Below are 23,116 nucleotides of genomic sequence, written 5' to 3' on the forward strand. Positions count from 1 at the left end.
CTTAAAGCCCCTTTGAAAATCCTGATCAGCGGCAAAACCGGCCAGGTTGCGGTTGAGCTGCAAAAGCACCTTGCCGGTCTGGGCGAGCTGATAGTGCTGGGACGTGACCAGCTGGACCTGAGCCAGCCCGAGAAAATCCGGGCCCGGGTGCGGGCACACAAGCCCGACCTGATCATCAATGCCGCAGCCCATACCGCTGTGGATCAGGCTGAAAACGAACCTGAGCTGGCATTCGCGATCAATGGCACCTCACCAGGCGTGCTGGCTGAAGAAGCCGCAGCCCTGGGCATTCCACTGATCCACTACTCCACCGACTACGTATTCGATGGCAGCAAGTCGGCGCCCTACACCGAAGACGATGTCCCCAACCCGCTGGGCGTCTACGGCAAGAGCAAGCTGGCGGGTGAACTGGCCATCGCGGCGAGCGGTGCTCAGCATTTGATCCTGCGCACCAGCTGGGTGTACTCGACCCACGGCAAGAACTTCCTGCTGACCATGCAGCGCCTGCTGCAAGAGCGGCCGGAACTGCGCGTAGTGGCGGACCAAATCGGTGCGCCGACCTGGGCCGGCACCATTGCCCGCAGCACCCGCGCCTTGATCGAGCGCTGGCAGGCCGGCGAAGCCGGGGCCTGGGGCACGTACCACCTGACCGCCCAAGGCGAAACCTCATGGTTTGGCTTCACCCAGGCCATTGCCGAGCACCTGAGTGCGCAAGGCAAGCCGTGCGCAACGCTCGAACCCATCCCTGCCAGCGCCTACCCGACGCCCGCAGCACGACCACAGAACTCGCGCCTTGATTGCAGCCGTCTTGCCCGCGAATGGAACGTCACCCAGCCCGACTGGCAAACCGCATTGCGTGAGTGCCTAGCCCGCTAACTCTCTGTAAATACTTTATTACCGGTTAAAGCCCGCCGTGGGAGCGAGCCTGCTCGCGAATGATCTTCGCGAGCAGGCTCGCTCCCACGGTTGAAGCATTTCTGTAGCCGCTGCCGCAGCGGCTACAGGGGCTCTGCACAGGTATACTGCGCCGTACTCTTGCGGCGCGGCCTCCCGATGATCACCACCTCCTCAGTTCCTCGCAGACCCCGCTGGCGCAGCCTGGCCTTATTGGCATTGTGCCTCGCCCCTTTGTTGTGGCCGCTTCAGCACCTGGCCGAGCGCTATTACCGCAGCGAACTGGCCGGGCAAAATCGCCAGACCCTCGACCTGTACGTCGCCAACCTGCTGGGTACGCTGCATCGTTATGAAATATTACCGCAGATTCTTGGCGAGCTGCCAGACCTGCGCGACGTGCTGGCCAACCCCGAAGATGCCCGGGCTCAGGCCAAGGCCAACCAGTTGCTGGATAGCATCAGCTCCCAGACCGGCGCGGTGGTCATGTACCTGCTCGATACCAATGGCAATACCCTGGCCACGTCTAACTGGGATAAAAGCGACAGCTTTATCGGGCGCAACTTCGCCTTTCGCCCGTATTTCAGCGAGGCAATGGCCGGCAAACTGGGGCGCTTTTTCGGGCTGGGTACCACCTCCGGCAAGCGCGGCTATTACTTCGCGGCACCGATACTCGAGGGCGATAAAAAACTCGGCGTACTGGTGGTCAAGGTCGATCTGGACCACACCGAGCAGTTGTGGGGCAACACACCCGAGCAACTGCTGGCGACTGACAACAACGGCGTGGTCATCCTCACATCACGCCCGGAGTGGCGCTTCAGAGCCACCCGCGAGCTTTCGGAGGAAGAGCGCCAGGCCATTTTCGCCATCCTGCCCTACCCGACCCGCGACCCGAAGCCGCTGGACCTCGACCTGAATGCCTGGCTGGTGCAAACCCAAAAAATCGACGAGACCGGCTGGAGCGTCAATATCCTTGCTCCGCGCACGCTGATCGACCGTTCGGTGCGTACGGTGCTCGCCATCGGTGGCGCTACCTTGCTGGTGGTCATGCTGTTGATCGGCTTGATGATGCAGCGCCGGCGCCACTACCTGGACCGGATTGCGTTTGAGGCCAAGACCCGCCATGAACTGGAAATGCGTGTGGCGGAACGCACCAGCGACCTGGAGGGGCTCAACCGGCTTCTGCGTGAAGAGGTGCTGGAGCGCGAACATGCGCAACAGGAACTCGTACGCGCCCAGGACGATCTGGTGCAAGCCGGCAAACTGTCAGCGCTGGGCACCATGTCGGCCAGCATCAGCCACGAACTCAACCAGCCGCTGGCGGCCATCCGCACTTACGCCGAAAACGCTGAAGTGTTGCTCGATCATCAGCGCATCGAAGACGCTCGCGGCAATCTCAAGCTGATCAACGAACTGACCGGGCGAATGTCCTCGATCATCGCCCACCTGCGCGCATTCGCCCGGCGTGATCGCCATGCACCGGAAAGCGTTGCCCTGCAACCGGCGCTGGATGATGCGCTGGCATTGCTGGCCAAGCGTCGACGCAGCATGGAAGTCGAACTGATCCGCGATTTGCCCGCCGCCACGCTGTGGGTTGAAGCCGGTGAAACCCGCTTGCGTCAGGTGCTGGGCAACCTGCTGGCCAACGCCCTCGATGCCCTGACGGAAAAAGGCCCGCCCAGACGCTTGTGGCTAAGTGCCCAATCCACGGCAGAAGGCGTCACTGTTTACATTCGCGACAACGGCCCGGGCTTTTGCATGGAAGCATTGGGCCGTGCCGGAGAGCCGTTCTACACCACCAAAACCCGCACCCAGGGTTTGGGGTTGGGGCTGGCCATTTGCGACACGCTGATCCGTGCGTTTGGCGGCGAATTGTTGTTCGCCAACCACAAGGAAGGCGGTGCCTTAATTACCTTACGCCTGCGCGCCGGCGCGCCAGGTGTCAGTTTGCAAGCCAGTGAGGACTCAAGGTCATGAGCCAACCCGTCGATTCGCGCGTACAGGTCATCCTGATCGATGATGACCCGCACCTGCGCCAGGCCCTGTACCAAACACTGGATCTGGCGGGTCTCAACGTATTGCCGCTGGCCGAGGCCAACGGTCTTGCCGGGCGCATCGGGCGTGACTGGCCGGGCGTGGTAGTCAGTGACATTCGCATGCCCGGCATGGACGGTCTTGAGCTGCTGGCCCAACTCCATGGCCAGGACGCGGAGCTGCCGGTGCTGCTGATCACCGGCCACGGCGATGTACCACTGGCGGTGCAAGCCATGCGCGCAGGTGCCTATGATTTCCTCGAAAAACCCTTTGCCAGTGACGCGCTGCTCGATAGCGTACGCCGAGCCCTGGCCCTGCGCGCTCTGGTGCTGGATAACCGTAGCCTGCGCATGGCCCTGAGCGATCGCCAGCTGTTGAGCACGCGGTTGGTGGGCGTATCGCCAGCCATGCTGCGGCTGCGCGAACAAATCGGCGCGTTGGCAGCAACCAAGGCCGATGTACTGATTCTTGGCGAGACGGGCTCAGGCAAAGAAGTGGTCGCACGGGCGTTGCACGACCTGTCGTCCCGACGTAATGGCCCGTTTGTGGCCATCAACGCCGGTGCCCTGGCGGAGTCGGTCGTGGAAAGCGAGCTGTTCGGCCATGAGCCGGGGGCGTTTACCGGCGCGCAAAAGCGCCGCATCGGCAAGTTTGAATTTGCCAATGGCGGCACTTTGTTCCTCGATGAAATCGAAAGCATGAGCCTGGATGTACAGGTCAAGTTGCTGCGTTTGCTGCAAGAACGTGTGGTCGAGCGGCTGGGCGGCAATCAACTGATCCCGCTGGATATCCGGGTAATCGCCGCCACCAAGGAAGACCTGCGCCAGGCGGCCGATCAGGGCCGCTTCCGCGCCGACTTGTATTACCGTCTGAACGTAGCGCCGCTGCGCATCGCCCCTTTGCGCGAACGGGGCGAAGACGTCCTGATGCTGTTTGACTATTTTGCCGGTGAAGCCAGCGTACGCCACGACCTGACGCCCAACGTGCTGCAACCGGCGCAACGGACATTGTTACTGCGTCACGGCTGGCCGGGTAACGTGCGCGAACTGCAAAACGTCGCCGAGCGGTTCGCCCTTGGCCTGGAACTGGCCCTGGACGATAACGCCACCAACACCGCGCACGCCTCTGGCATCGAGTCGTCCGGGGGCTTGAGCGAGCAGGTCGAACACTTCGAAAAAAGCCTGATTGCCGCCGAGCTTGAACGCTCCCACAGTTCGATGCGCAGCCTGGCCGAAGCGCTGGGCGTACCGCGTAAAACCTTGCACGACAAACTGCGCAAGTACGGGCTGAACTTCGAAAGTGGCAGTCACCCTCATACTGACGAACTTGATTGAAAAGGCGATTACATGAACCGCGACAGTCGTCATCTGGAATCCGTCCTGCATCACGACATTCCGCTCACCCGTGAAATGGGCCTCAAGGTGCTGAGCTGGCAAGGCCGGCAATTGCGCCTGCAGCTGCCGCTTGAGGCCAATATCAACCACAAGAGCACCATGTTTGGCGGCAGCCTGTACTGCGGCGCGGTGCTGGCGGGTTGGGGCTGGCTGCACTTGAGCCTGCGCGAAGCGGGGATTGATGACGGGCATATCGTGATTCAGGAAGGCCACATCAGCTACCCGCTGCCCGTGACCCAGGACGCCATCGTGCTGTGCGATGCGCCTGATGATGTGGCCTGGAACAAGTTTTTGGCTATGTACAAACGCCACGGCCGCGCACGGATAACCCTCGACACACGGGTGATCAATGTTGACGGCGCAGATGATGCGGTGCGGTTTAGCGGGCAGTACGTGTTGCATCGCTAGGCCAAGGAAAACCACCTGTAGCCGCTGCCGAAGGCTGCGATAAGGTCCGAAGGGCCTTCAGGACTGCTACGCAGCCCATCGCAGCCTCGTCAGCGGCTACAGGTTTTGCGGGGCGCTCAGGCTTTTGCCAAATTCAGCAATTTTTCACGCCACGGTGCCTTGGCAGGCAACGCCAAAAACGAGTCATTGAGCAACGACTCACGGGCCGGGTAACTGAACGGCTCGCCATCCAGTTGCAGCACCACACCCCCTGCGCCTTCCAGCACGCCTTGAGCCGCTGCCGTGTCCCACTGCGAAGTCGGCGCCAGCCGCGGGTAACAGTCGGCAGCGCCCTCAGCCAGCAGACAGAATTTCAACGAGCTGCCCACGCTGGTCAGTTGCAACTCCCCCAGATGCTCACTCAGCCCGGCCAGCAAACGCTCTTGCTCGGGGCTGGAATGGCGACGGCTGGCGACCACGGTCAACGCTTCACCTTCAGGCGGTGTGTTGCGCACGCTGATGGGCACAACGTCACCGGCATCCGCCCGCCATGCACCCAGGCCCGCGCCACCGTAGTAGCAACGACCGCTGGTGGGCATGGAAACCACACCAAACACCACGCGGCCTTGCTCGATCAGCGCAATGTTGACGGTGAACTCTTCACTGCCCGAGATAAATTCCTTGGTGCCATCCAGCGGGTCGACCAGCCACCAGCGCGTCCACCCGGCACGTACGCCTTGGGGGATGTTGGCGTCTTCTTCCGACAGCACCGGGATGCTCGGGTCCAGCGCCGTCAGACCCTCCAGCAGCACGTGGTGCGCCGCCAGATCAGCGGCCGTTACCGGCGAGTCATCAGCCTTGGTGATAACTTCAGTATCCGCACGCCAGAACGGCAAAATGGCGGCGCCAGCGGCATGGGCCAGGGTGATGACGCCCTCAAGCAACGGATGCGGCAAACCACTCACGGCTGGAACACTCCGCGCTGGGTCAACAGGTCGCGGGCCAGGTACAGCGCAGCCAAAGCACGGCCTTCGCTGAATTGCGGGTTGAGCACCAGGCTCGACAATTCACGCAGATTGACGCGTTCAACGCGCATCGGCTCGGGCTCGTCGCCTTCCAGACGCTCTTCATACAGATCGGTAGCCAGTACCACCTGGATTTTTTGGCTCATATAACCCGGGGACAGTGACAGCTCGGTCAAATGCTCCAGCTGACGGGCGCCGTAGCCGGCCTCTTCCTTCAACTCCCGCTCAGCGGCCGCCAGTACATCCTCACCCGGCTCGATCAGGCCTTTGGGCAACGACACTTCATATTCATCGGTACCACCGCAATACTCTTCAACCAGAATCGCGTGCTCGGCATCGATCATGGCCACAATCATGACCGCGCCATAGCCATTACCGCGCCCCACCAACCGTTCGTAAGTACGCTCAACGCCATTGGAAAAGCGCAGCTGCACTTCTTCGACCCGAAACAATCGGCTACTGGCAACAATTTCACGGGCAAGTACGGTGGGTTTTTGGCGCATAGCGGCTCCTCAATATGAACGGGGTACTATACCCCGGCTTTTCCGATTGTCTGTGTCGGAAATTTTTCACCTGTAGGAGAAGTTTTGCATGACCGTTTTACCTTGGCGCGACATCGATACCGTGCTGCTCGACATGGACGGCACGCTGCTCGACCTGCACTACGACAATCACTTCTGGATGGAACACCTGCCCCAGCGCTATGCCGAGCTGCATGACATCAGCCGGGCAATGGCCGATCTGGAACTGACGCCGCTGTTCGAGCGCAATGCCGGCCAGCTCAAATGGTATTGCCTGGATTTCTGGAGCCGCGAACTGAAGATCCCGGTGCGCGAGCTCAAGCTCGAAACCGCTCATCTGATTGCCTTGCGCTCCGACGCCGATACTTTCCTGGCCGCGATCAAACAGGCGGGCAAGCGGGTGATCATGATCACCAACGCACACCGTGATTCCTTGTCGCTGAAACTGGAACGCATCGAACTGGCGCCTTATTTCGAGCGCCTGATCAGCTCCCACGACTACGGCTTCCCCAAGGAAAGCCCTGCCTTTTGGGATGCCCTGCAAGCCGATATCGACTTTGACCCGAGCCGCAGCCTGTTTATCGACGACACTTTGCCGATCCTGCGCAGTGCCCGGGATTTTGGCGTAGCCCACTTGTTGGCGGTCAAACAGCCCGACAGCAAAAAAGGCCCGAAAGACACCGAGGAATTCACCGCGCTGGGGGATTATCGCGAGTTGCTGGAAGGGTTGTGAATCTCTGAACCTGTGGGAGCGAGCCTGCTCGCGAAGGGCGTTCGCGAGCAGGCTCGCTCCCACAGGGTAAAATCGGCTTACTCAGGAATACGCAGCGTCTGGCCCGGGTAGATTTTGTTCGGGTCCTTGAGCATCGGTTTGTTGGCTTCGAAAATTTTGTTGTACTGGTTGGCGTTGCCGTACACCTGCAGCGAAATCGCGCTCAGGGTGTCGCCTTTTTTCACCACCACGAAGCGCGAAGCCACCACGGTCGGGCCGGTGACGGTAATCTGGTCTTCAACACTGGCCACGCCTGCGATATTGCCCGCTGCCAGGATGATTTTTTCTTTCTCTTCCTGCGTGGCCACTTCGCCACTGACCGTCACTTTGTCACCGTCAACGGTGGCCGTGATATTTGGATTGCCCAAGCCCACTTCCTGCACGTGCTTTTTGAGTTCCTCACCGGCATTGGCGTTGCCGGGTGTCAGCAGATTGATCAGTTTTTCACCAGCTTCTTTCACAAAACTGAAAATGCTCATAAATCACGCTCCTAGGGTTGGAAGATCCAGACCCATGAGCGTAGACCATCATTGACGCGAGCAAGCGCGCTAGAATCGCCCACTGAATTTCGCCTGGAGCGACGATGGACATCAAACAGCTGAAATTCCTCATTGCCCTCGATGAAACCCGGCATTTCGGCCAGGCTGCCGCCCGCTGCCATATCACCCAGCCCACTTTGTCCATGCGCTTGCGCAGCCTCGAGCAAGAGCTCGACCTGCAACTGGTCAACCGCGGTCAGCGTTTTGAAAGCTTCACCGCCCCCGGCGAACGCGTACTGGCCTGGGCCCGCACCGTGCTGGCCGCCTACGATGGCTTGCAAGCCGAAGCGGCCGCCTGCCGCGGAAACCTCATCGGCACCTTGCGCCTGGGGGTCGTGCCACTGTCGAGTTTTGATCCGCTGCCTTTATTGCAGCGTTTGCACCAGGCACATCCCGAGTTGCGTTTCGAGTTATCGGCGCTCAGTTCCGAGCAAATCCTTGAACAGCTGGCCAGTAATCGGCTGGACGTGGGCGTGTCCTACCTTGAGCGCCTCGATCAGGAACGCTTTGATTCACTCGCCCTCGGCGAAACCCGTATGGGCCTGCTGTACGACCAGCGGTATTTCAGCTTTGGCGATCAGCCGTTGAGCTGGGAAGCGCTGATTGAGTTGCCGTTGGGCCTGCTCAGCAGTGGCATGCACTTTCGCCAGTCCATCGACCATAACTTCCACAGTCGCGGCCTCACCCCGCAACCGCTGCTGCAAACCGATGCCGTTCATCAACTGTTACAAGCTGTCCATGGCGGGCTGTGCTGCGCGGTGATGCCCCTTGAAGGCGGACTGGAAGCACTGACCGATCACCTGCGCCTGCACCCCATAGAAGACGCCCGCACCTTGGCCAGACTGGGTTTGATCATGCGTCGTGAAGCCCCGCGTTCCGCCCTGGCCGAAGCCTGCTTTGCGCTCTATCAGAAATCACCAGACCCTTCTTGATCGACGCCATCTATCAATACATCAGCACTAGCGATTAGACGCGACACTGTGTCGCGCCTAGGCTTAGTGCTGGATTGATTGCCGGTACTGCCTTATGAACGCCAAGCGCCCCCTGTGCGCGGCGCCCGCCTCTGTTACGCCTGCGCCTGCTGCCAGCCAGAATTACGACTACGTCACCCTGGACCACAGCGCCGGGGCGCAAACGGCCTTGGCCGAAGAAGTCGCACTGGCGATTGCCTACAACGGCATCAGCCAGGCCGTAATGCTGGTCACGCCCACAGATCTTGAAGATTTCATCGTCGGCTTCAGCCTGGGCAGCGGCATCATCCAGGACGCCAGTGAAATCTACGACCTCAAGCTCACGGGCGCAGGTTCGGCCCACTACGCACAGGTCGAAATCGCCAGCCGGGCGTTCTGGAACCTCAAACAGCAACGCCGCCAGCTGGCTGGCACCAGCGGCTGCGGTTTGTGCGGCGTAGAAGCGGTCGAACAAGCCCTGCCTGACCTCAAAGTGCTGTCAGGCGCACCGTTGCCCCCCGCACAGTGGCTGGACGGCTTGCGCCAGCGCATCAGTGACTTTCAACCGCTGGGCCAGCACTGCGGCGCAGTCCACGCAGCTGTTTACATGGACGGCCAGGGCCAGTTGCTGATGGGCCGTGAAGACATTGGCCGCCATAACGCCCTCGATAAATTGATCGGTGCGCTGGTACGCCAAAACATCGATCTGACCGGTGGCGCGGCGATTGTCACCAGCCGATGCAGCCTTGAACTGATTCAAAAAGTGTTGCGCGCCGGCATCCAGACCCTGATCAGCCTGTCCTCGCCCACGGGCCTGGCGCTGCAATGGGCCCGCCGCCACAACCTCAACCTTATTCATCTGCCACAAAAAAGCGCGCCACGGGTGTACAGCCCCGCGCAGGAGAACCAACCGTGAGCACACATCATCAAGCCGACAAAACCCCGACTCCCCGCTATAAGCCCTACAAGGGCCCGGCCGGTGGCTGGGGCGCGCTGATCAGTGTGGCTCAGGCCTGGTTGACCAGCGACAACGCGCTGAAAAACCTGCGCATGATGCTCAAGACCAACCAGCACGGCGGCTTCGACTGCCCGGGTTGCGCATGGGGCGACTCGCCGGAAAGCGGCCTGGTCAAGTTCTGCGAAAACGGCGCCAAGGCGGTGAACTGGGAAGCGACCAAGCGTCGGGTAGATGCCGCGTTTTTCGCCAAACACAGCGTCACCGCGCTGCTGGAGCAAAGCGATTACTGGCTCGAATATCAGGGCCGCCTGACCGAGCCGATGAGCTACGACCCTGAAACCGACCGCTATACACCCATCAGCTGGGATGCGGCGTTCACCTTGATCGCCAGGCACTTGCTCAACCTGTCCAGCCCCAACGAAGCCGAGTTCTACACCTCGGGCCGTGCCAGCAACGAGGCGGCGTATTTGTATCAACTGTTTGTGCGCTCGTTTGGCACCAACAACTTCCCGGACTGCTCGAACATGTGCCATGAGGCCAGCGGCGTGGCGCTGGCGCAAAGCATCGGGATCGGTAAAGGCACGGTGACATTCGATGACTTCGAACACGCTGATGCGATTTTCGTACTGGGGCAAAACCCCGGCACCAACCACCCGCGCATGCTTGAACCCCTGCGCGAAGCGGTAAAGCGCGGCGCCCAGGTGGTGTGCGTCAACCCGCTCAAAGAACGCGGGCTCGAACGCTTCCAGAACCCGCAACATCCACTGGAAATGCTCACCAACGGCGACCGCCCGACCAACACGGCCTACTTGCGCCCCGCGCTGGGCGGCGACATGGCGCTGTTGCGCGGCATGGCCAAGTTTCTGTTGCAGTGGGAGCGCGATGCCCAGGCCGCAGGCGAACCGGCAGTCTTCGATCACGCTTTTTTGAATGAGCACACCGCAGGCATCCTCGATTACATCTCCAGCCTCGATGACACCTCGTGGGATCACCTCGTGGAGCAATCGGGCCTGACCCTGGTGGATATCGAGCGCGCCGCCCGCATGTACCTCAAAGGCAAGAACGTCATCATGTGCTGGGCGATGGGCATCACCCAGCACCGGCACTCGGTACAGACCATTCAGGAAATCGCCAACCTGATGCTGCTGCGCGGCAACATCGGCCGCCCCGGCGCCGGCCTGTGCCCGGTGCGCGGCCACAGCAACGTGCAGGGCGACCGCACGATGGGTATCAACGAGCGCCCGCCAGTGGCCTTCCTTGACGCCCTGGAGCGCCGCTTCCAGTTCAAGGTGCCGCGTGACAACGGGCACAACGTGGTTGAAGCCATCCACGCCATGCTTGATGGCCGCGCCAAGGTGTTTATCGGGCTGGGCGGCAACTTCGCCCAGGCCACCCCGGACAGCCCCCGCACCGCACAAGCGCTGCGCAATTGCGACCTGACCGTACAGATCAGCACCAAGCTCAACCGCAGCCACCTGATGCACGGCAAGGAAGCCCTGATTTTGCCGTGCCTGGGCCGTACCGACATCGACATCCAGGCCGAAGGCCCGCAAGCGGTCACGGTGGAAGACTCGTTCAGCATGGTCCACGACTCCAATGGCCAATTGCAGCCGCTGTCGAACCAGATGCGCTCCGAACCCTCGATCATTGCCGGTATCGCCGCCGCCACACTGGGCACGCATCCGATTGACTGGAGCTGGGCCGTGGCCGACTACCGGCGCATTCGCGAACTGATCGCCGACACCATTCCCGGCTTCAAGGACTTCAACACCCGGCTCCAGCATCCGGGCGGTTTTTACCTTGGCAACTCGGCCGGTGCGCGACAGTGGAACACGCCATCCCAGCGCGCCAACTTCCGTCCCAACGTGCTGCCACAAGACCTGGTCGATGCCCGCACCCGCGCCACCGGCCAGCTGCCCGACCTGATCATGCAGTCGATGCGCTCACACGATCAGTACAACACCACTATTTATGGCCTTGATGACCGCTACCGCGGGGTCAAGGGCCAGCGTGACGTGCTGTTCGTCAACGAAGCCGACATCATCCGCCTGGGCTTCAAGCCGGGACAGAAAGTCGACATCGTTTCGATCTGGGATGACAGCCATGAACGCCGGGTCAAAAACTTCACCCTGCTGGCATTCGATATACCGGCAGGGCAAGCGGCGGCTTACTACCCGGAGGTCAACCCGCTCGTGCCGCTGGAAAGCACCGGCGATGGCAGCCACACACCTACCTCAAAGTTCGTCGCCATTTGCCTGGAAGCCGCCAGCCCGTCGAAGCTGATCATGGCGAAGGCCGGTTAAGCCAACAGCGCCCTCTCAAATTCCAGGCACAAAAAAGGCCGTTTCCCTACGGAAACGGCCTCATCGAACTAGTTAACAGACCGTCGAAAATCCAATAAGTTCCATAGTAAAAACAACAACTTATAGAATTGTCTACAACTCGTGTTACTCGTCGGATTTCGATTGTCACCACCCTCCTTCAGCCTCAGGATCGCGCCGTCATCTCCTTGAGGCTCATCTATGAAGCTCACCTCGATTCTCTTGTTGTCCCTTGGCCTGGTCAGTGGCGTTGCCTCGGCCGGTGGCACCACCGAAGCCGGTGTAGGCGGCGCATTAGGTGGGGTTCTTGGCGCCGTTGTTGGCCAACAACTCGGCGGCTCGACCGGTTCTGCAATTGGCGCAGGTGTGGGTGGCGCGGCAGGCAGTGCCGTGGGTGCCGACAAACGCAGCCGTGGCGAAGCGGCCATTGGCGGCGCACTGGGTGCTGCAGGCGGCAACGTGCTGGGCCGCAGTGTCGGCGGCAGCACTGGCGCTCTGGTCGGCTCAGCAGCCGGCGGTGGTGCTGGTGGCGCGCTGGGTAACTACATGGGCAATAAAAGCGACAGCGACGATCGCCGTTATCGTGATCGCGATAACCGTCGTTACTACCGCGACGACCACCGTGGCCGTGGTCACGCTTACGGCCATCGCAAGAACAAGCATCGCCACGACGACTGATACACAAAACGGCCTTCCTTGCGAAGGCCGTTTTTTATTGTCCGCGTCAGACCGGCAAGCACGTGGTGGATTTGATCTCTGACAACGCCACAATGGAATTCACTTCCTGAATGCCCGGCACCATGGACAGTTTTTCGAAGAAAAAACGCTCATAGGCTTCGATATCGGCCGTCACGATACGCAGCAAAAAGTCCACCGACCCCATCAGCACATAACACTCCAGCACCTCCGGGAAACCGCGAATCGCGTCGGTGAATTCGGTGAAGTTGGAGCGCCCGTGGGCATTGAGTTTGATCTCGGCAAAAATTTGCGTGTTGAGCCCGATTTTCTTGCGATCCAGCAAGGTCACCTGCCCGCGGATGATCCCCTCATCCTTCATCCGCTGGATACGTCGCCAGCAGGGTGATTGCGACAACCCCACCTTTTCAGCGATCTGTGCACTGGACAGCGAAGCGTCCTGTTGCAGCAGCGCCAAAATGCGTCGGTCGTAAGCGTCCAGTTCACCATGCATAAAAACACCTATAAATTGATTATTCGCGACTCGAACAAGTCTATTTATCGCTAATTCAAAACATCTTAGATAAAAAATTTCTCCAGCGGCGTGTAAATATTTCTCCAGCCTAAACAGGAGCTATTGCATGCCGCATCTGGAAGTCGTCAATCACTCACCGCGCCCCGACGTTTGGGCCAGCAATGCAGCCCCCTGCCCGGTGATCTACCGTATCCAGGCGGACGCCGATGCCGATGTGCTGTGCCGGGTGCTCAACCTGTTTGCCTTGCAGCAACTGATCCCGCAACAGGTGGACGTGGTGCGCGATCAGGACACATTGAACATTGAAATCCGCAGCCATGAGCAGAGCTGGCATCGAGCCCGGATCATCGGTGAAAAATTGCGCAACCTGATCAGCGTCTTCGAGATGGAACTGCATCCGGTGCAAGCTGCCAGGCACCCGGCTTTGCACATCTCGGGGTAATAGTTCGCAACCATTGGGCGCACAGAAGCGAAAATAGCGCGGCTAGGCTTTGATGTTCACGGCCAGACAAGGACCTGTCTGGCCCGATGCTGAAAGGAGCTTTTATGCGCATCACCTCGCCCCATGACCAGTGGCTGGATCTCGAACAGCTGTTACCCGCCCTGCTTGCTCAAAACCGGATCCGCCAAAGTTGCGCCGAACAGGCATTGATCGCCGGCCGCACAGCCGCCAACGCCACCGTGCACCCACTGGTGTTTTTGGCACGCCAGCACCTCGAAGACCCCAGCCGGGCCGGCAGAACGCTCGATATCGAGACGCTCACCGCCTGGCTCGCCAGCCACTGCGGGCAACCATATCTGCGCCTGGACCCGCTCAAGATAGACGCCGTTACGGCTACAGGGCTGATGTCATTTGCCTTTGCCCAGCGCCATGGAATCCTCGCGGTAGCCGCCAATGACACGGCTATCACCATCGCCAGCACCCAGCCCTGGGTGAGCAGTTGGGAAGCCGATCTGCGTCAGGTACTCAAACGACCCATACTGCGGGTGATTGCCAACCCCCTGGAAATCCAGCGCTTGAGCGCAGAGTTCTTCCAGCTGGCCAGATCGGTCACCGGGGCCGTGCTGAACGACCAAAAAAGCAGCCCCCAGGCCAACCTCGAACAACTGCTTACCCTGGGCACAGGCGCCCGCGAGCCGGACGCCAACGACGCGCACATTGTGAATATTGTCGACTGGCTGTTTCAGTGCGCCTTTGAGCAACGGGCCAGCGATATCCACATAGAGCCCCGGCGCGAGCAAGGCGCCATGCGCTTTCGTATCGACGGGGTGTTGCACGATGTTTACCAGTTCCCGGCGCAGGTCACGATGGGCGTTGTCAGCCGCCTCAAAAGCCTGGGCCGGATGAATGTCGCTGAAAAACGCAAACCTCAGGACGGCCGGATAAAAACCCGAACCCCGGGCGGAGCCGAAGTGGAACTGAGGCTCGCCACCTTGCCCACCGCCTTTGGCGAAAAAATGGTCATGCGTATTTTCGACCCGCAGGTACTGCTGAAAAATTTCGACCAGTTGGGTTTCACCCCCGAAGACCTGCAGCACTGGCAACAAATGACCACTCGGCCCAACGGCATTATTTTGCTCACCGGCCCTACCGGCTCGGGCAAGACCAGCACCCTGTACGCAACGCTCAAGCAACTGGCCACCCCCCAAATCAATCTATGCACCCTTGAAGACCCCATCGAAATGATTGAGCCGGCCTTCAATCAAATGCAGGTTCAACCCAACATCGACCTGACCTTCGCCAACGGCGTGCGGGCCCTGATGCGCCAGGACCCGGACATCATCATGCTCGGTGAAATACGTGACCTGGAAACGGCCGAAGTGGCGATTCAAGCGGCGCTGACCGGGCATCTGGTGCTCTCGACCCTCCACACCAATGACGCACCCAGCGCCATCAGCCGCCTGCAAGAACTCGGGGTTGCCCCCTACTTGATAAAAGCCACATTGCTGGGCGTGATGGCCCAACGACTGGTCAGAACCCTGTGCACTGACTGCAGGGCCGAGCAGCCACTGGACCAGCGCGACTGGCCGGGTTTCGCCCCCACCTGGCCCGGCCCGCTGCCCGTATGTACCTGGCGGGCCACGGGGTGTGAACACTGTCGCGGAACCGGCTACAGCGGTCGGGTAGGCATCTACGAAATCATGTCGATGAGTGAGGAACTCAAGGCACTGATTGGCCCTGATACGGACTTGAACGCCATTCGTCACCAGGCGTGTGCACAAGGAATGCTCAGCCTGAGGCTGGCCGCCGCCCGTAAAGTCGCCATCGGGGTGACATCATTAGAGGAAGCAATGCGAGTTACCCCCGCGTAGTTGAATTGTTTTGACTAAAATCTAAACAGTTGAGCAATTTTCTTGATCGCTACACGCCGTGTTCGTTTAGCTCTTAAACCTCAAAAACAAGGAATGGTCATGCAAGTGGGTACTGTGGTCCTGTTATTTGTCGCCTTGGCTATCGCCGTGCTCTTTATGGGCTTCAAGGTGGTCCCGCAAGGATACCAATGGACGGTGGAGCGCTTTGGGCGTTACACCAACACCCTTAAACCGGGCCTGAACATCATCATTCCAGTGATGGACCGCATCGGGCGCAAAATCAACGTGATGGAAAGCGTGCTGGATATCCCGCCGCAAGAAGTCATCACCGCCGACAACGCCACCGTTCAAATCGATGCTGTGTGTTTCTTCCAGGTGGTCAACACGGCTCAGGCTGCGTATGAGGTCAACAACCTCGAGCACGCCATTCGCAACCTGCTGCAAACCAACATCCGTACCGTGCTGGGTTCGATGGAGCTGGATGCCATGCTCAGCCAGCGTGACGGGATCAATGAAAAACTGCTGCGCACAGTAGATGAAGCGACGGCTCCCTGGGGCATCAAGATCACCCGTATCGAGATCAAGGACATCAGCCCGCCGGCCGACCTGATGGCCGCCATGTCCGGGCAGATGAAAGCCGAACGTATCAAGCGCGCGCAGATTCTTGAAGCCGAAGGCCTGCGAGCTGCGGCGATCTTGACCGCCGAAGGTAAAAAGCAGGCACAGATCCTCGAGGCCGAAGGTGGTCGCCAGGCCGCGTTCCTGGAATCCGAAGCCCGCGAGCGCCAGGCCGAAGCCGAAGCGCGAGCAACGCAAGTGGTGTCCGAAGCCATTGCCTCAGGCAACGTGCAGGCAATCAATTACTTTGTCGCGCAAAAATATATCGATGCACTGGGCAAGCTGGCGTCTGCCAACAACAGCAAAGTCATCCTCATGCCGCTGGAAGCCAGTCAGGTTATCGGCGCTGTGGGCGGCATCGGCGAAATCGTCAAAGCCACCTTTGATTCCAAAAAGGTCTGAGGCATGTGGGAGTTCATGCAACATCTGAACTACTGGGACTGGCTGGCACTGGGCACGGTGCTGTTGATTCTGGAAGTATTCGGCGCCGGTGGTTATCTGCTGTGGGCAGGTATTGCCGGCATCATCGTCGGGGTGTTGACCTTCCTGATCCCCGGCCTGTCCTGGACACTGCAACTTCCGCTGTTCGGCGTACTGGCGATTCTAACGGCGGTGTACTGGTGGCGGCGCCAGCGCGGTACTGTCGACAGTGGCGACCAACCCAACCTGAATCGTCGCGGCCATGAGCTGATCGGCCGTACGTTTGTCGTTCAACAGGCAATCGTGGAGGGACGCGGCAAAATCAAGGTAGGCGACAGCGTATGGATGGCGGTTGGCCCTGACGCCCCCGTAGGAACCCCCGTCCGCGTTACAGCGCAAAACGGAGCGGTGCTGAGCGTAGAAATTGTGCCGTAACGTTACGGAACTCCGGAGCGTCATTTGCAATCCAAACTGGTAGAAAACTTATTCGGAGTCACCGTCATGCGTCTCAAATATGCTGTAGCCGCTATTGCATTGCTGTCCCTTCCTGTTGGCTCTGCAATGGCCGACAGCTTCTGGAGAAATGTGCTGTCCTCCGGTGCGACAACCGGCTCCACCTACCTGACGTTCAAAAAAGACCGCAAAGTCATCGCCGCTCAAGATGACGCGGGCAGCTTTGTGGCCAGCAATGGTTCGATCCGTGGCCCGTACCTCGAATCGGCCATGCAGCAAGTGCGCGCTGATAACCCGGGTCTGAAGGTCAGCGACATGGATCTGGCCAACGCGATTCTGGTTAAAAACGCCACTGCCGAGTAATAGCCACGCCCCTGTAGCCGCAGCTTTCGGTAGCGGCTACAGGGGCGTGCGTCCTTGTTTGATTCAGCCGCCATACAGAATTTTCACCAGATGTGAGCGATCCTCCGGGTATGATCTTGAGCACTATGCTATTGCTCTTTAGTCACCCAAACTCATTCACATCGGACGTCACGCCTCTATGAGCTCGCTGCCTTTCCTGCCGTTTTCCAAACCCACCATTGATGAAGCCACCATTGCTGCCGTGGGCGACGTATTGCGCTCGGGCTGGATTACCAGTGGGCCAAAGGTTCAGGCTTTCGAAGCACAATTGTCCGAGTACTTTGGCGGGCGCCCGGTGCGTACCTTCAACTCCGGCACCTGCACCATGGAAATCGCTCTGCGCATCGCCGGTATCGGTGCAGGCGATGAAGTCATCACCACGCCTATTTCGTGGGTGGCCACCGCCAACGTGATTATCGAGGTCGGCGCTACGCCGGTCTTTGCCGATATCGACCCCGTCACACGCAACATCGACCTGGCCAAGCTCGAAGCCGCCATCACTGCGCGCACCAAGGCAATCATTCCGGTGTACCTGTCGGGCTTGCCGGTGGACATGGACGCGCTCTACGCGCTGGCCAAAAAACATAATCTGCGCGTGGTTGAAGACGCCGCTCAGGCACTGGGTTCCAGCTGGCAAGGTGAGCGCATCGGCGCACGCGGTGATTTTGTCTCGTTCAGTTTTCAGGCCAACAAAAACATCACCTCATCCGAGGGCGGTTGCCTGGTACTGAACAATGAAGACGAAGCGCGACTGGCCGAAAAATATCGCCTGCAGGGCGTGACCCGCACCGGTTTTGACGGGCTGGATGTCGACGTGCTGGGCGGCAAGTTCAATATGACCGACATCGCGGCTGCGATTGGTCTGGGCCAGTTTGCCCATATCGAAACCATCACCGCGCATCGCCGGGAATTGGCCAAACATTATTTCGAATGCTTCGGGCCTGAGTTTGAAGCCGAGTACGGTGCACAACTGCCGGTGGCAGACTTCAACAACACCAACTGGCACTTGTTCCAGCTTGTGCTGCCTGAACGCAAGGACGGCCAGCCTGCACGTGCGACCTTTATGAAAGAGATGCAGGCGCTGGGCGTCGGCGTGGGTTACCACTACCCGCCGATTCACTTGCTGAGCTTGTATCGTGCACTGGGCTTTAAAGAAGGGATGTTCCCGGTTGCCGAGCGTGTCGGGCGTCTGATTGTGTCGTTGCCGATGTTTACAGCAATGACCAAGGCGGATGTGGAGCGTTCGGTTGCCGCGGTGAAAGCAGTTCTGCGAAACGCCTAACCTCCCTGTGGGAGTGAGCCTGCTCGCGAAGCTTGTTCGCGAGCAGGCTCGCTCCCACAGTTGAGATTCTTTGTAGCCAGGTTACTCGCCGATCGCAGCCTTATAACCGGCAGCGTCCAGCAGTTTTTCCAGCTCGGCGGTGTTGCTTGGCTTGAGCTTGAAAATCCAGCTGGTGTACGGATCGCTGTTCAGCGACTCAGGACTATCAGCCAGTGCTTCGTTGACGGCAATCACTTCACCCGACACCGGTGAGTAGATGTCAGAAGCCGCTTTTACCGACTCCACAACGCCCGCGGTATCGCCTGCGGCGAACACTTTGCCGACTTCGGCCAGCTCAACAAACACCACATCCCCCAAGGCTTCCTGAGCGTGGTCGCTGATGCCTACGGTAACCGTGCCATCCGCTTCCAGGCGGGCCCACTCGTGACTTTCAGCAAAGCGCAACTCAGCAGGGATCAGGCTCATATTCAGTGTCCTCAAGAAGAAATGTCAGCGGCTCGCAAAGGGAGCAAGCCCGCCAGTAAACGTTAGATCAAGGCTTTGCCAAGACGAACAAAAGTCGGTTTGACTACGCGAACCGGGTACCACTTGCCACGAATTTCGACCTCGGCACGGTCGGCCGTTGCCATCGGAACTCGCGCCAAGGCGATCGATTTGCTTAGCGTAGGAGAGAAGCTACCACTGGTGATCTCCCCTTCGCCAACATTGGCGATGCGAACCACTTGGTGAGCGCGCAAAACGCCTCGCTCCTCAAGCACCAAACCCACCAGTTTGAGCTGCACGCCGCCAGCCTTTTCAGCCTCCAGCGCTTCGCGGCCCACGAACTTGCGAGAAGCAGGCTCCCAGGCGATGGTCCAGGCCATATTGGCGCAAAGAGGTGACACAGACAGGTGGATATCCTGGCCGTAAAGGTTCATGCCGGCTTCAAGACGCAAGGTGTCGCGAGCGCCCAAACCAATCGGTGAAATACCGGCACCCACCAGGTCGTTGAAAAAAGCCGGTGCCTGATCGGCCGGGAGCAGAATTTCCAGGCCATCTTCACCGGTATAGCCGGTGCGGGCGATAAACCAGTCGCCATTGCTCTGCCCTTCAAAAGGCTTGAGCTGCTGGATCAACTGGCCACGCGCCTGACTCACCAGCTCAGCCACCTTATGCCGCGCCTGTGGCCCCTGAATGGCCAGCAAGGCCAGCTCCGGGCGCTCCTGCAGCTGCACGTCATAGCCCTGGCGCTGAACGGCCATCCAGGCCAGGTCCTGATCACGGGTGGCGGCGTTAACGATAAGCCGATAACCCGTAGGCATCAGGTAGACGATCATGTCGTCGACCACACCGCCCTGCTCATTGAGCATGGCGCTGTACAAGGCGCGGCCGGGGCTGTTAAGGCGCTCGACATCGTTGGCGAGTAAATACTGGAGCCATTCCTTGGCCTGAACCCCGGAGATGTCGATCACGGTCATATGCGAAACATCAAAAACCCCACAGTCGCGACGCACCTCGTGGTGCTCCTCGACTTGTGAGCCGTAATGCAAAGGCATATCCCAACCGCCAAAATCGACCATCTTCGCGCCAAGAGCGAGATGCAGGTCATACAGAGGCGTACGCTGTCCCATGGGTTTCTCCTTCCGGGCTTGGCGAAGGTGCGGACAGGCTGCGGAGCATTTCAAGCCTAAAAAGAGGCTTTCTTACATCACGCAGAAACCTGGCCTGACAGACAGACCGCACCGAATGCCGCGCATTGTAGCCGCATGAAGGAGGACTGGCACCTAACCGATTCGATGGGCCGAGCGTCGAATCAGCCCGATGACCGGTAACAATCCGACCAGCACCAGAGTCAGGGCGGGCAACGAAGCCCTCGCCCATTCGCCTTCACTGGTCATTTCAAAGATACGCACAGCCAGCGTATCCCAGCCAAACGGGCGCATCAGCAAGGTGGCCGGCATCTCCTTGAGCACATCGACAAACACCAGCAACGCAGCGCTCAAGGTGCCCGGCAGCAATAACGGCAGATACACTTTGAAAAACAGTCGTGGGCCACTGACCCCCAAGCTGCGGGCCGCTTCGGGCAAGGAAGGACGAATGCGCGCCAGGCTGTTCTCCAGCGGGCCATAAGCCACGGCGATAAACCGCACCAGATACGCCAGCAGCAAGGCCGACAGGCTACCCAGCAGCAGCGGCTTGCCCGCCCCCCCCAACCAGCCCGACACAGGGATCACCAGTTCGCGGTCCAGATAGCTGAATGCCAACATGATCGACACTGCCAACACCGAACCCGGCAAGGCATAGCCCAGGTTCGCCAGGCTGACGCCGGCGCGAATGGTCGGGGTGGGTGCCTGACGCCGGGCAAATGCCAGCACCAACGCCACGCTCACTGTAATCAGCGCCGCCATGCCCCCCAGATACAGGGTGTGCAGGATAAGACCGGCGTAACGCTCATCCAGGTCAAACCGCCCGCGCTGCCAGAACCACACCACCAGTTGCAGCATCGGGATCACAAAAGCACAGGCGAATACCAGCAAGCACCAGCCACTGGCCAGCCACGCTTTGGGACCGCGCAAGTGATACAAGGCGCTGACCCGGGGGCGCTCGTTACTGGCGCGACTGGCCCCTCGGGCCCGGCGCTCGCCGTAGAGCACCACCATGACCACCAGCAACAGCAGGCTGGCCAGTTGCGCCGCCGTCGACAAGCTGAAAAAGCCGTACCAGGTTTTGTAGATTGCGGTGGTGAACGTATCGAAGTTGAACACCGACACGGCGCCGAAGTCGGCCAGGGTTTCCATCAACGCCAGCGCCACACCCGCACCAATCGCCGGGCGCGCCATGGGTAACGCCACCCGCCAGAACGCCTGCCACGGGCTTTGGCCCAACACCCTGGCAGCCTCCATCAGGCCTTTGCCCTGGGCCAGAAACGCCGTGCGCGCCAGCAGGTAGACATAGGGGTAGAACACCAGAACCAGCACGATGATCACGCCACCGGTGGAGCGCACCCGTGGCAACCTCAGGCCCATGCCAAACCATTCGCGTAGCAGGGTTTGCACCGGCCCGGCAAAATCCAGGAGGCCGACAAAAACAAACGCCAACACATAAGCAGGAATCGCAAACGGCAGCATCAGCGCCCAATCCAGCCAACGCCTGCCGGGGAACTCACACAGGCTGGTCAGCCACGCCAGGCTCACGCCGAGCAGCGTGACCCCAACGCCCACCCCGACGATCAGAGTCAGGGTGTTGCCCAGCAGACGCGGCATTTGCGTGTCCCACAGATGGCTCCAGATCTGGCCATCAATGCTTTGCCAGGACAACAGCAAAACGCTCAGCGGCAACAGCACCAGAGCAGCAATGACAAAGACCAGCGGATACCAGCGGCGTTGGGCAGGATGGGCCACGAAGAACTCTCGGAAGGTGGGTATTGAGGTGCAGAAACCATGTAGCCGCTGCCGCAGGCTGCGATGGGTAGCGCAACGACCCCAAAAGATGGAAGGTCCTGCGGCCCTTATCGCAGCCTGCGGCAGCGGCTACAAAAGCATCGTGTTAAGAGACTTTTATCAGTTCCAGCCAGCGCGATCCATCATGCGGATGGCTTCGGCCTGGCGCTTGCCTGCCACTTCGACCGGCAAGGCATCGGCTTTGAACTTGCCCCAGCTGGCCACTTCGGCCGAAGGTGCAACGCTCGGGTTAGCCGGGAACTCCTGGTTAACACCTGCAAAAATCGCCTGGGCTTCAGGGGTGGTCATCCACTCCACCAGTGCCTTGGCCGCTTCCGGATGAGGGGCGTACTTGGTCAGGCCAATGCCCGACAGGTTGACGTGAACCCCACGGTCAGCCTGGTTAGGCCAGAACAGCTTCACCGCCAGATCGGGCTTTTGCTTGTGCAGACGGCCGTAGTAGTAAGTGTTGACGATACCGACGTCGCACTGCCCGGCATTGATCGCTTCAAGCACCGCGATGTCATCCGAGAAGACGTCGGTGGACAGGTTGTTCACCCAGCCCTTGAGGACTTCTTCGGTTTTTTCCGGGCCGTTCACTTCGATCATGGTGGCGGTCAGCGACTGGTTATAAACCTTCTTGGCGGTGCGCAGGCACAGACGGCCTTCCCAGTTCTTGTCAGCCAGGGCTTCGTAGGTCGACAGCTCTTCAGGTTTGACCCGGTCAGTCGAATACGCAATGGTCCGTGCGCGAAGGCTCAAACCTGTCCACTCATGGGAGGAAGAACGGTATTGCGGCGGGATATTTTTGTCGATCACCGCGGAGGTGAACGGCTGCAGAATGCCCATTTGCTCGGCTTGCCACAGGTTACCGGCATCCACGGTCAGCAACAGGTCGGCAGTGGCGTTTTGGCCCTCAGCCTTGATGCGCTGCATCAGCGGCGCTTCCTTGTCGGTGATGAACTTGACCTTGACCCCGGTTTTGGCGGTGTAGGCGTCAAATACCGGTTTGATCAGCTCGTCGATACGCGAGGAGTAAACCACCACTTCATCGGCCGCAGAAACGCTGCTCGCAAAAACGGTTAGGGCCAGGGCAGTCAGTAGACGCTTGGGTGCCAACATGAGGGGCGGTCTCTCTTAATGCGAATCGGGCGTAAATGGTAGTGAATCACATTTGACAGCTCAACCTAACTCGCCTTCGAGGAGT

The 23,116-nt window shown here is 59.8% G+C and carries 23 protein-coding genes; 15 read left to right on the top strand and 8 right to left on the bottom strand.

The window, feature by feature from the left end; genetic code table 11:
• Window positions 1-12 precede the first annotated feature (12 nt).
• The 4 genes from rfbD to BLW11_RS03125 all read left to right on the top strand — a co-directional run bounded on the left by rfbD (window position 13) and on the right by BLW11_RS03125 (window position 4,727).
• Window positions 13-876: a dTDP-4-dehydrorhamnose reductase gene (gene rfbD, locus BLW11_RS03110; RefSeq protein WP_048360648.1), complete on the top strand. Its 864-nt coding sequence runs from the start codon at window positions 13-15 to the stop codon at window positions 874-876.
• 177 nt (window positions 877-1,053) lie between these two features.
• Window positions 1,054-2,868 carry a sensor histidine kinase gene (locus BLW11_RS03115; RefSeq protein WP_048360538.1) on the top strand — a complete coding sequence of 605 codons (1,815 nt, stop codon included), beginning with the start codon at window positions 1,054-1,056 and terminating at the stop codon, window positions 2,866-2,868.
• Window positions 2,865-4,259 (top strand): sigma-54-dependent transcriptional regulator, encoded by a 1,395-nt coding sequence (locus BLW11_RS03120; RefSeq protein ID WP_048360539.1) that lies wholly within the window; start codon window positions 2,865-2,867, stop codon window positions 4,257-4,259. The genes BLW11_RS03115 and BLW11_RS03120 overlap by 4 nt, the downstream gene beginning before the upstream one ends.
• A 12-nt stretch (window positions 4,260-4,271) precedes the next feature.
• Entirely contained in the window at window positions 4,272-4,727 is a 456-nt protein-coding gene (locus BLW11_RS03125) for a thioesterase domain-containing protein (RefSeq protein ID WP_048360540.1), read from the top strand.
• A gap of 116 nt (window positions 4,728-4,843) precedes the next feature.
• On the opposite strand, the gene cysQ is transcribed toward BLW11_RS03125, so the two are convergent.
• Both cysQ and nudE read right to left on the bottom strand, forming a co-directional pair.
• The gene (gene cysQ, locus BLW11_RS03130) at window positions 4,844-5,671 is read right to left on the bottom strand and encodes a 3'(2'),5'-bisphosphate nucleotidase CysQ (RefSeq protein ID WP_048360541.1); all 828 of its coding nucleotides are present in this window, start codon (window positions 5,669-5,671) and stop codon (window positions 4,844-4,846) included.
• Window positions 5,668-6,234 (bottom strand): ADP compounds hydrolase NudE, encoded by a 567-nt coding sequence (gene nudE, locus BLW11_RS03135; protein WP_048360542.1) that lies wholly within the window; start codon window positions 6,232-6,234, stop codon window positions 5,668-5,670. Before nudE ends, cysQ begins: the two co-directional genes overlap by 4 nt.
• Window positions 6,235-6,322: 88 nt before the next feature.
• On the opposite strand from nudE, the gene yrfG reads away from it, so the two are divergent.
• Complete coding sequence (gene yrfG / locus BLW11_RS03140; RefSeq protein ID WP_048360543.1) at window positions 6,323-6,985, top strand: GMP/IMP nucleotidase; 663 nt, start codon at window positions 6,323-6,325, stop codon at window positions 6,983-6,985.
• Window positions 6,986-7,062: 77 nt separating this feature from the next.
• On the opposite strand, the gene lysM is transcribed toward yrfG, so the two are convergent.
• Complete coding sequence (gene lysM, locus BLW11_RS03145; RefSeq protein WP_048360544.1) at window positions 7,063-7,503, bottom strand: peptidoglycan-binding protein LysM; 441 nt, start codon at window positions 7,501-7,503, stop codon at window positions 7,063-7,065.
• A gap of 104 nt (window positions 7,504-7,607) precedes the next feature.
• On the opposite strand from lysM, the gene BLW11_RS03150 reads away from it, so the two are divergent.
• From BLW11_RS03150 to BLW11_RS03165, 4 genes are all read left to right on the top strand, one after another.
• Window positions 7,608-8,495 (top strand): LysR family transcriptional regulator, encoded by an 888-nt coding sequence (locus BLW11_RS03150; protein WP_048360545.1) that lies wholly within the window; start codon window positions 7,608-7,610, stop codon window positions 8,493-8,495.
• 94 nt (window positions 8,496-8,589) lie between these two features.
• On the top strand, window positions 8,590-9,429 hold the full coding sequence (fdhD, locus tag BLW11_RS03155) for a formate dehydrogenase accessory sulfurtransferase FdhD (protein WP_048360546.1): 840 nt from the start codon (window positions 8,590-8,592) through the stop codon (window positions 9,427-9,429).
• Window positions 9,426-11,774: an FdhF/YdeP family oxidoreductase gene (locus tag BLW11_RS03160; RefSeq protein ID WP_048360547.1), complete on the top strand. Its 2,349-nt coding sequence runs from the start codon at window positions 9,426-9,428 to the stop codon at window positions 11,772-11,774. Before fdhD ends, BLW11_RS03160 begins: the two co-directional genes overlap by 4 nt.
• A gap of 219 nt (window positions 11,775-11,993) precedes the next feature.
• Window positions 11,994-12,470, top strand: coding sequence for a glycine zipper domain-containing protein (locus BLW11_RS03165; protein WP_048360548.1), 477 nt, complete (start codon window positions 11,994-11,996; stop codon window positions 12,468-12,470).
• A 46-nt stretch (window positions 12,471-12,516) separates the two neighbouring features.
• Here BLW11_RS03165 and BLW11_RS03170 read toward each other — a convergent pair whose 3' ends face one another.
• Window positions 12,517-12,981: an Lrp/AsnC family transcriptional regulator gene (locus tag BLW11_RS03170; RefSeq protein ID WP_048360549.1), complete on the bottom strand. Its 465-nt coding sequence runs from the start codon at window positions 12,979-12,981 to the stop codon at window positions 12,517-12,519.
• 127 nt (window positions 12,982-13,108) lie between these two features.
• Here BLW11_RS03170 and BLW11_RS03175 point away from each other — a divergent pair, with 127 nt between their 5' ends.
• The 6 genes from BLW11_RS03175 to BLW11_RS03200 all read left to right on the top strand — a co-directional run bounded on the left by BLW11_RS03175 (window position 13,109) and on the right by BLW11_RS03200 (window position 18,490).
• Window positions 13,109-13,444, top strand: a complete 336-nt coding sequence (locus BLW11_RS03175; RefSeq protein WP_048360550.1) for a hypothetical protein — start codon at window positions 13,109-13,111, stop codon at window positions 13,442-13,444.
• A 104-nt stretch (window positions 13,445-13,548) separates the two neighbouring features.
• Window positions 13,549-15,315, top strand: a complete 1,767-nt coding sequence (gene tfpB / locus BLW11_RS03180) for a type IV pilus assembly ATPase TfpB (RefSeq protein ID WP_048360551.1) — start codon at window positions 13,549-13,551, stop codon at window positions 15,313-15,315.
• A 99-nt stretch (window positions 15,316-15,414) separates the two neighbouring features.
• Complete coding sequence (locus tag BLW11_RS03185) at window positions 15,415-16,335, top strand: SPFH domain-containing protein (protein WP_048360552.1); 921 nt, start codon at window positions 15,415-15,417, stop codon at window positions 16,333-16,335.
• Window positions 16,336-16,338: 3 nt separating this feature from the next.
• Entirely contained in the window at window positions 16,339-16,788 is a 450-nt protein-coding gene (locus BLW11_RS03190; protein ID WP_048360553.1) for an NfeD family protein, read from the top strand.
• Window positions 16,789-16,854: 66 nt separating this feature from the next.
• Window positions 16,855-17,169, top strand: a complete 315-nt coding sequence (locus BLW11_RS03195) for a DUF2388 domain-containing protein (protein WP_048360649.1) — start codon at window positions 16,855-16,857, stop codon at window positions 17,167-17,169.
• 178 nt (window positions 17,170-17,347) lie between these two features.
• The gene (locus tag BLW11_RS03200; protein ID WP_048360554.1) at window positions 17,348-18,490 is read left to right on the top strand and encodes a DegT/DnrJ/EryC1/StrS family aminotransferase; all 1,143 of its coding nucleotides are present in this window, start codon (window positions 17,348-17,350) and stop codon (window positions 18,488-18,490) included.
• A gap of 81 nt (window positions 18,491-18,571) precedes the next feature.
• Here BLW11_RS03200 and gcvH read toward each other — a convergent pair whose 3' ends face one another.
• The 4 genes from gcvH to BLW11_RS03220 form a co-directional block, all read right to left on the bottom strand.
• Entirely contained in the window at window positions 18,572-18,955 is a 384-nt protein-coding gene (gene gcvH / locus BLW11_RS03205; protein ID WP_019824507.1) for a glycine cleavage system protein GcvH, read from the bottom strand.
• Between the two features lie 62 nt (window positions 18,956-19,017).
• On the bottom strand, window positions 19,018-20,100 hold the full coding sequence (gene gcvT, locus BLW11_RS03210) for a glycine cleavage system aminomethyltransferase GcvT (RefSeq protein WP_048360555.1): 1,083 nt from the start codon (window positions 20,098-20,100) through the stop codon (window positions 19,018-19,020).
• 153 nt (window positions 20,101-20,253) lie between these two features.
• A complete protein-coding gene (locus BLW11_RS03215) occupies window positions 20,254-21,870 on the bottom strand; it encodes an ABC transporter permease (protein ID WP_048360556.1) in 1,617 nt (538 codons plus the stop codon).
• A gap of 159 nt (window positions 21,871-22,029) precedes the next feature.
• Window positions 22,030-23,031, bottom strand: coding sequence for an extracellular solute-binding protein (locus BLW11_RS03220; RefSeq protein WP_048360557.1), 1,002 nt, complete (start codon window positions 23,029-23,031; stop codon window positions 22,030-22,032).
• Window positions 23,032-23,116 lie beyond the last annotated feature (85 nt).

This window comes from Pseudomonas deceptionensis (assembly GCF_900106095.1).
Classification (GTDB): Bacteria; Pseudomonadota; Gammaproteobacteria; order Pseudomonadales; family Pseudomonadaceae; genus Aquipseudomonas; species Aquipseudomonas deceptionensis.

Coding starts and splice junctions, on each gene's coding strand:
- BLW11_RS03170 (WP_048360549.1), bottom strand. CDS start 12,981: ATGCATGGTGAACTGGACGCTTACGACCGACGCATTTTGGCGCTGCTG.
- gcvT (WP_048360555.1), bottom strand. CDS start 20,100: ATGGGACAGCGTACGCCTCTGTATGACCTGCATCTCGCTCTTGGCGCG.
- fdhD (WP_048360546.1), top strand. CDS start 8,590: ATGAACGCCAAGCGCCCCCTGTGCGCGGCGCCCGCCTCTGTTACGCCT.
- BLW11_RS03120 (WP_048360539.1), top strand. CDS start 2,865: ATGAGCCAACCCGTCGATTCGCGCGTACAGGTCATCCTGATCGATGAT.
- lysM (WP_048360544.1), bottom strand. CDS start 7,503: ATGAGCATTTTCAGTTTTGTGAAAGAAGCTGGTGAAAAACTGATCAAT.
- gcvH (WP_019824507.1), bottom strand. CDS start 18,955: ATGAGCCTGATCCCTGCTGAGTTGCGCTTTGCTGAAAGTCACGAGTGG.
- BLW11_RS03190 (WP_048360553.1), top strand. CDS start 16,339: ATGTGGGAGTTCATGCAACATCTGAACTACTGGGACTGGCTGGCACTG.
- BLW11_RS03220 (WP_048360557.1), bottom strand. CDS start 23,031: ATGTTGGCACCCAAGCGTCTACTGACTGCCCTGGCCCTAACCGTTTTT.
- BLW11_RS03125 (WP_048360540.1), top strand. CDS start 4,272: ATGAACCGCGACAGTCGTCATCTGGAATCCGTCCTGCATCACGACATT.
- BLW11_RS03175 (WP_048360550.1), top strand. CDS start 13,109: ATGCCGCATCTGGAAGTCGTCAATCACTCACCGCGCCCCGACGTTTGG.
- BLW11_RS03165 (WP_048360548.1), top strand. CDS start 11,994: ATGAAGCTCACCTCGATTCTCTTGTTGTCCCTTGGCCTGGTCAGTGGC.
- tfpB (WP_048360551.1), top strand. CDS start 13,549: ATGCGCATCACCTCGCCCCATGACCAGTGGCTGGATCTCGAACAGCTG.
- BLW11_RS03115 (WP_048360538.1), top strand. CDS start 1,054: ATGATCACCACCTCCTCAGTTCCTCGCAGACCCCGCTGGCGCAGCCTG.
- nudE (WP_048360542.1), bottom strand. CDS start 6,234: ATGCGCCAAAAACCCACCGTACTTGCCCGTGAAATTGTTGCCAGTAGC.
- BLW11_RS03185 (WP_048360552.1), top strand. CDS start 15,415: ATGCAAGTGGGTACTGTGGTCCTGTTATTTGTCGCCTTGGCTATCGCC.
- BLW11_RS03150 (WP_048360545.1), top strand. CDS start 7,608: ATGGACATCAAACAGCTGAAATTCCTCATTGCCCTCGATGAAACCCGG.
- yrfG (WP_048360543.1), top strand. CDS start 6,323: ATGACCGTTTTACCTTGGCGCGACATCGATACCGTGCTGCTCGACATG.
- BLW11_RS03195 (WP_048360649.1), top strand. CDS start 16,855: ATGCGTCTCAAATATGCTGTAGCCGCTATTGCATTGCTGTCCCTTCCT.
- BLW11_RS03200 (WP_048360554.1), top strand. CDS start 17,348: ATGAGCTCGCTGCCTTTCCTGCCGTTTTCCAAACCCACCATTGATGAA.